This window comes from Fictibacillus barbaricus (assembly GCF_014635025.1).
GTDB lineage: Bacteria > Bacillota > Bacilli > Bacillales > Fictibacillaceae > Fictibacillus > Fictibacillus barbaricus.
On record NZ_BMCE01000001.1, the window covers coordinates 588934 to 602279 of the forward strand.

Below are 13346 nucleotides of genomic sequence, written 5' to 3' on the forward strand. Positions count from 1 at the left end.
ACGGGTGTTTCTTCAAGAAGAGATAATGCAATATCCCTTTTTCCTATAAGATTGTTGAACAAATCTGGTTTACCGTTTTACCTTCATGCCCATACTAGAATCAAGTTTAATTGATTCAGGTTCAGCTACAGTTTTAGAGAAAGTAGGTATGTCTAAAGAAGGAAGAATACGTGAAAACCTATTAATCAAAGATGGCTGGAGAGATTCTTTACTTTACAGTATCTTGGAGCAAGAATGGGATAAAGTGAATAAGTAATCAGCTTTAACATCTTCAGCAAACGGGTGCATTTCTCAAAGAAGGAGAAGTGCACTTTTTTATTGAAGTCTAAGGGAAAGTTATTTGAGGAGATAAAAATCGTGAAAAGATATTTTATTAATAATCGAAACAAGAATATACATATTACGGAGTGGGGAGATAAGAAAAACCCTGTTATCTTTTGTTTACATGGTTTAGGTGGTTCTAGCCTTACTTTTATAGAAGTAGCCGACCAACTAAAAGGTGAGTATAGATTGATCTCGGTTGATGCACCAGGTCATGGTAAAACGGATCAACTAGAGTCAACTAAAGATTACGAGATGCCAAATTTAACAGATTGGTTGAATGAAATTCTGGATATTCTTGAGGTTGAGCAATTTTATTTTCTATCTCATTCCTGGGGGAGTTTTGTATCTTTGTTTTATTTAATGAAATACCCCCAAAGGGTCAAAGGTACAATACTTATTGATGGAGGTTATCAAACAAAAAGGCTGATGGATCAAACTATGGAAGAAGAAGTAGCCTATTATGAGAAAGACTTTGAAGAGTATGTATTCGATAATTGGAATGACTATTTCAATACTGAAAAAGCAGCGTATACAAGATGGTCTCCAATGATTGAAATAGCAGTAAAAGATCTAGCCGTTGAAAAGGAAGGAAAAATATATTGGCATGCAAGAGGTACTACAGCAGCAAATATTATTAGAGCCATGCATAAGCACGAAACAGTCGATATTTATGAAAAACTACCATCTTCAATCCTGCTGTTAAGAGCAACGTTACCGAACAGCTGGAATGAGTATAGGAATAAGACTGCTAAAATTTTCGGAGAAAAAACAAAGGGAACAGTTAAATTAATCCCAGACTCAACCCACATGTTGCATTGGGATTACCCAGAAATAGTTGTAGAAGAAATAAGAAAAAATTGGTCTGTGTCTCAATCGTCCTAGCTAATGTTATTCAACAAACGGGTGCATTTCTATAAGAAGGAATTACGTCAAATTAGTAAATATGTAAATTCAATTTTACACTATGCTATAAAACAAAAAAGCATCAAATGGGATGCTTTTGTAATGGTTATTCATCTTCATCTGGTTCATGAAAAATTGTAATAATTTTGTTTTTAGCATTAACTTTGTGTTTAAGACCATACATGTTTGGTTCTAAATATATGCTAAAATCATCCGTGAAAACTTGTAGAATAGCGTCACCATCCCAATCTAATAATACGTATTGGTTAGGATTAGAACCATCAATTTTTGAATAAATTGAGATGTTTTCATGAGCAATAATAGTCCATCCATGAGATATTTTAAATTCTTTTGTATTCAATAGCAGTTCTCCTCGTAAACTTTTTTATTTTATTTTGGAGTAAAAATTAAAAGAAATCAATGAACATTTATTATGTATTACGAAGATTAATCACAATATAAATTAACTTTATATTCCACAATCGGGTGCGATTCTTGAATAAAGAGAGCATCCTTTTCGATTTCTCTCAATGATTCGGAGAACCCCTTTAAAAAATGGAGTGTGTTCTGTAATTATTTTATCCTCCTTTTACCTGATCGGTAAAAGGAAAAAAATCCTCTTTATTCCTGATAAAGAGGAAACCACTCAGCTACAAAGATTAAATAAAACCACAGAACTGCCCCACCTAATAAACTGCAGCTAACCAAGAAATCATATAACTTTTTCGGTAGCTTACTAAAAAACAAATGAAGAATCAGACCTATGAATATAAATTCTGCAAACATAAAATAAAAAGGAGCTGCTGAAATAGAAAGCTCGATTCCCGCGAATAGTTCATTTCCCATGTTATTCACCTCATACCGTTTATCGGAATAAGACATTCCATATTAAATGAAAAATTGTAACTAAGGTACAAATGAATCCCACAGTCTGAAAGAATTATAATATGTAACGAATGTTCAAAAACTTATAATATGTTAGTTAAGAGTTTAGCGAGGTGAGTAGGATGAAGAAGGAAACGGAATATGAATCGTGTACTATCAGTTGAAGAATACCTTAGAGTTTATAATAGAGCATCGAAAGACGGTTATAGAAGAACTAAGAATAATAATAAAGACATTCAGAAGATAGAGTTATTAGAATCCCTTTAATGGAACGTTATTCAATAAACGGGTGCATTTCTTCAAAAAGGAGAGCTGCACCTTTTAATTTAATACAGGGCAGGTTAATGGATTAAATTCTAAAGATTCTTTATTATTAAAACTAGGAAAAAATTGGGGGGCTTAGAAATGATAATTAAAAATTAATAGGGATATGGATTAATAGTATTAATGATGTTCAAGCATATTCCTATTTCTTAAACCAAAAGAAAATTTTTAATATGGATAAATCGGAGGAATAGCTATGAACAAAAAACTACAAGAGATAGTAAAAGATATTTCAAATAAGGATAATTTTTCAGGTTCAGTTTTTGTGGAAGATAAGGATAATAGTTTATTATTCAATGAAAACTTTGGCTATGCTAATCGCTCAGAACAGATAGAAAATATTTCATCGACTCGTTATGGTATTGCATCCGGCTGTAAGCTCTTCACTGCCATAGCAATATGCCAACTGGTGGAAAAAGGTAAAGTTTCTTTTGATTCTAAATTGAGTGATTGCATTAAACATCATTTTAAGCACTCTGATGAGAGGGTAACAATCCATCATCTGCTGACTCATACCTCGGGAATATCAGATTACTTCGATGAGGAAGTTATGGAGGACTATGAGGAGTTATGGGTAAATCATCCAATGTATCATATTAGAAAATTAAGTGATTTCTTACCGTTGTTTCAAAATCAACCTATGAAATCCCAAGTAGGTGAGAGGTTTCACTACAACAATGCTGGTTATATTCTGTTAGGGTTAATTGTTGAACAGTTAACTGGAATGGCTTTCTCTGATTATGTTCAAGAACATATTTTTGATAAAGCGAATATGACAGAATCCGGATATTTTTCATTTGATGCACTCCCTTCTAATACTGCATTAGGCTATATAGACAACCCAGATGGTACATGGAAAACAAATATCTATTCTTTGCCTGTAAAAGGTGGTTCTGACGGTGGGGCATTTGTGACAGTAAAAGATATGACTAAGTTATGGGATTCACTTTTAAATAATCGACTTATAAAAGAAACCTACACAAATGAACTTTTATCGCCTCATACACAGGTCAATGTAAGTGGATTCTATGGGTATGGTATATGGATTAAGAAAAACGAAGATAGGAGTGTCTTAAAATATCATATAATGGGCTATGATCCTGGAGTTAGCTTTCACTCAGCTTATTATCCTGATCTATCCATCAAAGTTGTTGTTTGTTCTAATATGTCCACTGGAGCATTTGATATAATGAGTGGAATAGAAGAAGAATTGACAAAAACAAGACTTTATAAATAAAAAGCTAGAAGAACCTTGCTTTCTACCGCAAGGTTCTTTTTTCTATTGAGCAAAATTGAAATTGTAAGAGAATAAGTATAGATTCGTCAACTAACAGGCATTTCATTAAGAAGGAGAAATGCCTTTTATATTGAAGTAAAAGGCAGTATTCCTAGATTGAAGTTAATCCACAAACGGGTGCATTTCTGTAATAAGAATGTACCCTTCATTATATTGAGCAAGATAGTAGAAATAAAGAAAAGAATAAAGAACTAACATTTATAAAATTTGCAACCTTTTTTATATTCATTGAATTAAATTAAGCATTTAGCCCCCTCTTTATGAAGGGGGCTTTTTTTGCATAAAGCTAGTTATCTGTAAGTATTTATTGTGGATACGTTTTTTTGCAGTTTAGTTTACAACGTGAAGCATCTAATGACAAAAGGTCCATTTGTCATTTTTTAATTAAAGTTTTCGGTAAAATCTTCCTATTCTTCTTTTGTTTTCGACAAATTATAATCTTCTTAGTTTGAAATATTAGGAAGAAAGAGGAAGAATGATGAAAAAAACGGTATTTTTTGTATTTTTATCAGCTTTATTGTGTTTTACGAGTTTACTAGACAACACAACACAGAAGCAGGTGGTAAAAGCCAGCTCAACCTTAACTTGGACAAGCACTTCAGCTGATTTAGAGGATACCTATATCAGCAGTCAATATCCTACGACTAATTACGCTAACAGTCAGTACTTAGTTGTTGGGAAACACCAAACCTTTTCAACCACTCGATCTTATATGAAATTTAATCTGCCAAGTCTTCCTCAGGGAGCAGTTGTTCAATCCGCTAAGATCAGTCTTTATCAGTACTACAATACCTCTAATTCCACAACAGTAGATGTAAGGCCAGTGACAAGCACTTGGATTGCAACAGATGTGAACTGGAACACAAAACCTGTTGTTGGTGGAAGTATTTCAAATCAAACCGTTAGCCAACCCGGCTGGTATGACTTCTATATCACAAACCTGGCATCGAGTTGGTACACAGGAACAGCAAATAACGGAATCTCTATTCAATTCCGTGATGAGACTCATGCGAACAAGATCTTCTATTCTAACAACCATTCGACTTATACAACACAAAAACCTAAACTAACGATTTCTTATACAATCCCTGAAGCACCACAAACGGAATATCGAGCGTTTTGGGTTGATATGTTTCACGATGGAGCAAAGACACCTCAGCAAGTAGATCAGTTAATCAAAGATGTAGAGGCAAGTAACGCGAACACCATCTTTTTACAAGTGAGAAGAAGGGGAGATGCATTCTATCTTAATTCACTTGAACCAAAAACCGAAGATCCTTACCTAGCGAGCGGATATGACCCGTTAGCTGATCTAATCCAAAAAGCTCATGCCGCTAACATACAAGTTCATGCTTGGTTTGCGATGATGCCGATCTGGAACAAGACGACACCTCCCAAGGATCCTAACCACATTTTTAATGCTCATGGTATGACACAGCCCAGTGAGAACAACTGGCTCAGTAAAACATACACGGGTAGTTATCAATACGGTTCTGAGTATGTGATTGATCCTGGACACCCCGATGCTGTTGATTTCATAAGAGATGTCATCATGCATGTAGTAAAAAACTATGACATCGACGGTGTTCAGATGGACCTTGTTCGCTATATGGGCGAAGAGTGGGGATACAACGATATCAGCGTACAAAGATATAATGCTGTTTACAACAAAACGGGCCTTCCCAGTCCGACAGACTCCATATGGAAACAATGGAGACGCGATCAGGTCACGAACATGGTCAGAAAGATCTATACGTCTGTTCAGAGCATGAAACCAAATGTGACGGTTTCAGCTGCTACGATCGCTTGGGGTGATGGACCGAAGACACTTGATGATTGGAACCAATCTTCTACGATGAACAGTGCACTTCAAGATTGGCGCAGCTGGTTAGCAGAAGGAAGTATCGATCTAGCTGTACCGATGAACTACTTTAGAGAGTATGATCTCAATCAAAAACTTTATTACGAAAACTGGGTGGAATGGCAGAAGAACAATCAAGGTAAAAGGATGACATTATCCGGTGTGGGGAACTATCTGAATTCTATCTCGGAGAGTCTGACACAAATTAAGAAGGCACAGAGTCCTTCATCTTTAGGAAAAACACTTAGAGGTGTCAGCCTCTACAGTTACGCGGTAACCAATAAAGATAACGTGGGAAACAGTGAGTTCTATTCAGCACTTAGCAACACCTCAGTGTATAGTTTGGATGCTGTGTTTCCTTCAAAGGTAAACACACCTGAACTTCCTTGGAAAGTGACACCTACAAAAGGTCATCTCTCCGGAAAAACAAACGGTGCCGATCACGAGCTCATTACGATTACAGGGCCTGAAACGAAAGAACTCTATACCGATGGAAGTGGAGATTTCTTTGGAATCGACCTCACACCAGGGACTTATGTAGTCCAGTTAAACGGGGTTTCTTACAACGTGACCATACAAGCAGGAAAAGTTAGCAGTATCACATTAAACTAGAGTGGGAGAATTGACTATGAATTTAGGTATTACCAAAATAAAGTCTTATCGAATGACCGTATGGATGATTGTACTCACACTGATCATCACCATGTTTCCACCTTTAGAAAAAGCAGTTGTTTATGCAGAGAAAAACGAAGAAAGTGCTAAAAACGTAGAAAAGCTAAAAGAGCTCTCGGGACTTCGTACTGAAAAATCCAAAACATACTTAGATAGTGAGACTAGAGAGTATGTGTTAGAAGAATATACAGAACCAATTCATTATAAGAAAGGAAAGAAATGGGAGAATATCAACAACAACATTGTTGAAGTAGATGCCGGGAGTGATGATGACCTTTCTTATGGAAACCAAGCAAACAAATATCAAGTAAAATTTGCTAAGAAGAATAAGGATAACCGAACGATCCGAATTCATTATAAGGATAAGCAGATCGATTATGGCCTTGTTGGTGCTGAGAGTGTAAAGGGTGAATTCAAAAGCAACAAAGCAACTTACAAGGGCGTATTTGATCAAACGGATCTAGTATTCTATGCGGATAACACATCTGTAAAAGAAGACCTTGTCCTACACGAAAAGCCAAAACAAGAACGTTATACGTATGAATTTAAACTAAAAGAGGTCCATGCAAAACAAGAAAAAAGCGGTAATATTACGTTTGTAGATAAAGAAGGAAAGAACTTCTTTACATTAACTAAACCTTTTATGTATGACTCCAAAGAAGACGTGTCTCATGATGTAGGAATGACACTACGTGAAGAGAATGGTAAAACCTATGTAGATATCACACCTAATCAAGAATGGTTAAATGATGCTTCTCGCAGTTATCCTGTTTTTATTGATCCGAGCGTTATTATACAAGAGGGAACAACAGAAGACGCGTTTATCTCTTCTACATATCCAACAAGTAATTATGCTCAAGATCCTTCACTGATTACTGGTAATCAGGTTTATTACGGAACGACACGTTCGCTCTTAAAATTTAATCTAAAGAATCTGCTCAGTGGTGCAAATATCACTTCTGCTAACTTTAAGATAAACTCTCACTCTAACGTGAACGGCTTTGATCATTCTGCGGGTGTGGGTCTATATCCTATCAATAAAGCTTGGGACTCTGAGACGGTAACATGGAACAACCAGCCGACAATTGACGCACAAACTTCTAGCTTAAATGTTACGACTGATAATGAATATACGTTCTTTATCACAAATTTAATAAAAGAGTGGTACGGCGGAACGAAACCGAACTATGGGTTCATGCTGAAGAATACGACAGAAACTGTGAATCGTAAAATGTTCCGATCAAGTAACTACGCGACGGATCCACTAAAGAAGCCTAAACTTACAGTCGTCTATACGATCGAACCGATCGGTGTAGAGAGTTTCTGGACAACAGCAGAGTCCAACGTTAACTCTTATAATGGAAACTTTTTAAACCAAGAGACAGATATAACCCTTGATGGACGAGGAATGGCTCTATTAGTGAACCGCACATATAACAGCAGGTCTGATGTTACGGGCTTATTCGGTTACGGATGGAGTTCAAACCTTGATCAACATCTAAAGTTCGCAACAGACGAACTTGTGCAGTACCAAGATGAAGATGGAACCGTTCATTACTTCTCTAAGAACAGTTCAGGTGGTTATGACTCTCCTGGTGGTGTATTTTTAGAGCTAAAGAAAAACACGGATGGTACTTTTATACTCACAGACACAGACCAATCGTATGTAACGTTTAACGCAAGCGGAAAAATGATCGGGGAAACGGATGCGAATAATAATAAAACAGTTTACGCGTACACAGGAAGTCAGCTTACTTCTATAACAGATGCTGGCGGAAGAAAACTAACAATCACCTATAATGCAAGCGGCAAAATCAGTCAAATTACAGATCCGGCAAGTAGAACTTATCATTACGTGTATGATACAAGTTCAAATCTAACAAGTGTAACGAAGAAAGATAGCGGAGGAACCTCTTTATTTTCTGTAACATATGGATATGACACGCAGCATCAGATGACGTCTTTTGTGGATGAACGCGGAAAGCGTATGAATCTTACTTATAATACAGATCAAAGGCTCTCAAAGTTTGAACAGCCAGTAACAGTAAACGGGACCGTTCAAAGTGATTTCTTTACGATGGTCTATGATGCGGTAACGAGTGTAACCACATTAACAGACGCTAGGGGAATCAAAACAGAGTATACTCATAACGCATACGGAAATGTTATCAAGTCTGTAGAAGATGCAGGCGGGCTTAACTATACAAGAACATACAACTATGATGACCGAAACAACATCATCCAAGAAAAGGATGAGAACGCGAACAAAAGCGGAAGTACAGCTGCTTATAATTATGTGTACGATGAAGAAGGAAACGTTACAAGCTTTACTAATACGCTGAACGAACAAGAGAAAGTTTCTTATGATGAGAACAATAATCCTATTCAGTACACAGATGCCAAAGGAAACATAACAACAGAAGAATATGATAGTAACAGCAATAACATCGCATCGACTGATGCACAGACAAAAACGTCTGCAGCTAAATTTGATGCGAAAGGGAACACGATCGAAGATACGAGCTCTATCAGTATCGGAGATAACCTTTTATTAAACGGAAACTTTGAAGAAGATGCGAACAGTGATAACTGGCCAGACAACTGGAAGAAGATAGGGACGGGTACATTTACTTATGCAACAGGCGGAGCAGCTGTTCAAAGTGCAAAGCTTGGCAATAAACAGCTCAAGATCTCAAACCCATCCACTGCTGTAGCTGTTGAAAGTGAACGCATTTCTTATGATCCGAAAAAGAAATATGTGGTCAGTGGCTATATTAAAACAGTCAACGCTAATTCTAACGCGAAGCTCGTAATTACCGGTGGAGACCCTACAGGTCAGATGACAAAAACCATCAGCAGTGGAATGCTTAAAGGAACGACAGCTGTTGAACGCGTACACTTCGTGATCAACCCTGGAGATATGCCTAGCGATACGACAGGTATGACGTTAAAGGCTTATGTGAACGGTGGGGCTGGTGACTTCTATTTTGACGGTCTACAGATCGAAGAAGAGTATTTTGGTGCGTTTAACCTGATTGCTAACAGCAACTTTGAAAAAGATACGGATAATAACAACGTTCCAGATAATTGGTACCTTCCTGGCACCCTTACAACATCAGACGGACTAGATGCTACTACAACCTATGTAGGCAGTCAGTCTATCAAACTAACAGGGCAACGTGGTGTTGATAAGTTCGCTCGCCAAGAAGTAGAAGTAAACGGTTTAGCAGGTCAAGAAATCACAGTTTCTGGCTTTTCTAAAGTAACTTCACCGACTGCGACCGCGGGTCCATACCAAATGAATGTAGCGATCAACTACACAGATGGTACGACTCAGTGGGTGAACGGAGACTTTGATAAGAGTAAGAGTCACGATTGGCAGCTTGTCTCTCTGCGGTTTAAAGCAGGAAAAGATTTTAAATCCCTAACGGTTTATTATCAGTACAAAGACCAGACCGGTACAGCATGGTTTGATGCAGCGAAAGCACAGATCGGCTCTATACGTACTACTTACGCATACGATGCAAACGGAAACTACATCCTAAACGAAACCGATCCAAACGGGAATACGGTTTGGAAATCATATGATGCAATCGGTAACGTGACGGGTGAAACGATCGAGAGTGAAACAAGTCGTTTTGAGTATGATGCGAACGATGAACTTACCAAAGTGATCGATGAGAACAATCGCATAACCGTTTATGAGTATGACAAATCAGGTAACCATACAGGAACTGTTTATGCGAACGGACAACGAACGTCATCTACATTTGATGAAAGAAATAACAAGACATCTTTAACCGATCAGCTGGGCAGAACCATCCAATATTCCTATGATATTGCTGGAAATGAAGTGAAAATCGCTTCCCCTAATGGTAAGACAGTAGAGAGTGGTTATAATAACGTAGATCGTAAAGTCTCTACTTCGCATAACGGAGTAAAACGATATGAGTTCACTTATGATGCGAATGGAAACATCTTGAGTGAGAAAGATCTATTAACGGGTCTAACCACTCAGTTCGTTTATGATGCTGACGATAAGATTAAAGAAAAGACCGATTCTACGGGCAAGAAGAACAGTTATACGTATGACAAGAGTGGTAATCTATTAACAGCCATTTATTCAGCAGGCACTAATTCTTATACAGTTAGCCGTACTCTGGATAAAAATAATCAGATTACTAGTATCCTAAGCGGTAATACCGCAGCTTTATTCACGTTTAATGAGAACGATCAAATTGCAGGTCTTAAACATAAGAACGGTAACTTTACTTCATTTGAATATGACGGTGCTAAACAGCTTACGAAACTCCTAACAACAAACGCTTCAGGTACCTCTTTAGAATCGTTTGAGTATACGTATGATGCAAAGGGGAACCGACTTACAGAGAAAACAAAGTCTGGAACAGCTCATTTTGCTTACGATAAGAGCGGTCAACTCGTAAAAGAAATTCACACTAACGGTGATATTTTAGAATATACGTATGATGAAGTAGGGAACCGACTTACTAAGAAAACTACAAAGGGATCAACGGTTACGACGGAAACTTATACGTATGATATTGCAAATCAGCTTAGCTCGATCAATGGAGTAGCTACCGCTCATGATCAGAACGGAAACTTAACGAGTGATGGAGAAAAGAATTACGTTTATGATGCAGAAGACAGAATCATAGAAGTGAAAAATGCATCTACTTCTATTGCTAAATATCAGTATAACTCGGATGGACTTCGGGTAAGTAAAACGGTTGGTTCTTCGACCATCTTCTACACCTATGACGAAAACGATAATGTAGTGTTTGAAACGGATCAGTCTGGAGCTATCCTAGCATCTTATGTATATGACGGTGGGAACCACCCAATTTCTATGACAAAAAGCGGTAAGACATATGCTTTCCATGGTAATGCTCGTGGGGATATTACAACTGTAACCGATGAACTTGGAACTGTTGTTGCAGAATTTGGGTATGATTCATTCGGTAACATCATAAAAGAGACGGGAACCTTTGCTTCTGAAGTACCGTTCCGATACGCAGGATACCGATACGATCAGGAGACGAACCTATATTATCTTCAACAGCGTTACTATAACCCAGAAACAGGGCGCTTCTTTAACCTAGATCCTGAGTTAGGTGACAAAACGAACCCGGTTTCACAAAATGGATATGTCTACGCAGATAATAATCCAGTAATGTTTGTGGATCCGGATGGACGCCTTGCTTGGTTTATTCCGGTAGTTATCGGGGGCTATCGTGTTTATAAGGTCTACAAGACCTACAAAAAAATCAACAAGTATAATAGAATGATGAGTAAGGCGAACAAAAAGTATAAACGCCACTCCAACAGTAAACGAAACCCACAGAACCACCATGGTTATGAAATCTACGATAAATATACAGGTGAAGTTAAGAAAGTAGGTATCAGTGGTGGAAGAGTCCGTCGTGACGGTAAATCTTCACGTGCGGAAAAACAGGTACGAAAGTTCAACAAGAAGTATGGTAACCGGTACAAATCAAGGATTGTACGAGTTAACTTAAGAGGTCGTTACAACGCCGAAAGATGGGAAAGCCGGCACGTGAAATATATTCAATTGAAACAAGGTAAGAAATTGGATCGGCGTTTCCATAAGAGGCCATAAGGAGCTTAATCTATGCCTATCATTAAAGATATTCAGCTTTACGTTCCAAAGAACAGGGATCTGAACTGGACCTTCTTTCACGAGACTAGATGTATAACCTTTTTATATAGTCGTCTTTTACCCAAACTACAGGCAAAAGAAGATAAGGGTATACAGATTTATTGTGTAGAACATCTAGGACAGGTAAAGCAGATTGATACGTTTGCACACATCATCTTTGATTATTTTCCTGTCTTTGTGGAGACTGATGTTGAAGCTATCTTAGCTTTGAAATCCCATAAGGAGAAGAAGGAGCACACCCTTGAGATCGTCCATGAGGGTATGAAAAAAGCTGCTCAAGAATTTAACTGGGATTTATCTGTTTTAGAAGAAATCTATAATACTATAAAACAATCAGGTTATGAGAACATCTATCCTCTACTTAAGAAGAGCAGTCCGAATAAGAAATACGTTTGTAACATCGTGTGTCATCATGAGGTAAGTAGCATTGATGTATACATGGAGATTAAGAAAAGAAACGGGGAAATCATCAATAAAGAGAAAATTTTCTCTGTTGAGAATACAGACGAACAGGACCTATTCAGTGATTATGTGAGTCTAGAATGGAAACTTAACCATAAGGTAGAATTTGCTGATAAGGATTACAAACAGGTCTATCGTTTAATGTTCCTTGAAAAGGACAAGCCCGAAAATTTAGTATGGAAGATTGAGAAGAACTGACTATTTCAAAAGGGATTTCCAAAAGCGGTTCTTTGGATCGAAGCAGAAAAAGGTTGTAAAAATAGCCATCTAATTCGCCTTGAATTAGATGGTTTCTTTTTATTGGAATATCAACCTATCTATATATAACATGGACCTTCAATATTATGGGAATTTTCATTATTTATCCGATAAAGTATTTGAGGTGTATTCTTTATCATATAGGGGAGATTCAATGAAACAAACGGTTGTCATTAAATGGTCCGGTCCATATACATTAGAAAATCTACATAAAAAGGTATGGAAACAAAGAAACACTTCTATATATAGGTAAAACTCAAAGAAGTATCTTACAGAGAATAAAAGAAAACGAAAAGGACTGGCTATTTAATGTTAGAGGTCAGATCTTGATTAGAGTGGGTACTCTTGTGTATTTCACTGAAAATCGTTTCTCTTCTAAACGATTAAGGGACGTGGAAGCTTTACTAATTACATGGAATTATCCACCAGAAAACACATCATGTGTAGTTTATTATAGAGGGAGATTTAATCTTAAAATCATTAACATTGGAAGAAGGGGCTTAATTGATAGGCATGTAAATGCTGAAGATTTAATATGGGCATAAAATCTAATAAAGGCTACCAAATATGTTTTTTCAGAAGAACTCACTATTTTTGAGTTCTTTTTAATTTCCTTATTCCACAAACGGGCCATATTCTTGAGAAGAGAAGGAATTATTAGA

At 37.1% G+C, this 13346-nt stretch carries 7 protein-coding genes and 1 pseudogene; 6 read left to right on the plus strand and 2 right to left on the minus strand.

From position 1 onward, the window contains the following. Positions 1 to 118: 118 nt before the first annotated feature. A pseudogene (locus tag IEV52_RS02795) lies at positions 119 to 256 on the plus strand (GNAT family N-acetyltransferase); the annotation flags it as partial. Between the two features lie 101 nt (positions 257 to 357). Continuing rightward, positions 358 to 1206 carry an alpha/beta fold hydrolase gene (locus IEV52_RS02800; RefSeq protein WP_188401004.1) on the plus strand — a complete coding sequence of 283 codons (849 nt, stop codon included), beginning with the start codon at positions 358 to 360 and terminating at the stop codon, positions 1204 to 1206. 127 nt (positions 1207 to 1333) lie between these two features. On the opposite strand, the gene IEV52_RS02805 is transcribed toward IEV52_RS02800, so the two are convergent. Together IEV52_RS02805 and IEV52_RS02810 are read right to left on the minus strand one after the other, a co-directional pair. Then, the gene (locus IEV52_RS02805; protein WP_188401005.1) at positions 1334 to 1588 is read right to left on the minus strand and encodes a hypothetical protein; all 255 of its coding nucleotides are present in this window, start codon (positions 1586 to 1588) and stop codon (positions 1334 to 1336) included. A gap of 260 nt (positions 1589 to 1848) precedes the next feature. Further along, positions 1849 to 2073: a hypothetical protein gene (locus IEV52_RS02810; protein WP_188401006.1), complete on the minus strand. Its 225-nt coding sequence runs from the start codon at positions 2071 to 2073 to the stop codon at positions 1849 to 1851. Between the two features lie 559 nt (positions 2074 to 2632). On the opposite strand from IEV52_RS02810, the gene IEV52_RS02815 reads away from it, so the two are divergent. The 4 genes from IEV52_RS02815 to IEV52_RS02830 all read left to right on the plus strand — a co-directional run bounded on the left by IEV52_RS02815 (position 2633) and on the right by IEV52_RS02830 (position 12624). Next, positions 2633 to 3673 (plus strand): serine hydrolase domain-containing protein, encoded by a 1041-nt coding sequence (locus tag IEV52_RS02815; RefSeq protein WP_188401007.1) that lies wholly within the window; start codon positions 2633 to 2635, stop codon positions 3671 to 3673. A gap of 538 nt (positions 3674 to 4211) precedes the next feature. Beyond that, entirely contained in the window at positions 4212 to 6206 is a 1995-nt protein-coding gene (locus IEV52_RS02820) for a family 10 glycosylhydrolase (protein ID WP_188401008.1), read from the plus strand. A 16-nt stretch (positions 6207 to 6222) separates the two neighbouring features. Next, complete coding sequence (locus tag IEV52_RS02825) at positions 6223 to 11904, plus strand: DNRLRE domain-containing protein (RefSeq protein WP_188401009.1); 5682 nt, start codon at positions 6223 to 6225, stop codon at positions 11902 to 11904. Positions 11905 to 11916: 12 nt separating this feature from the next. Next, positions 11917 to 12624 (plus strand): hypothetical protein, encoded by a 708-nt coding sequence (locus IEV52_RS02830; protein ID WP_188401010.1) that lies wholly within the window; start codon positions 11917 to 11919, stop codon positions 12622 to 12624. Positions 12625 to 13346 lie beyond the last annotated feature (722 nt).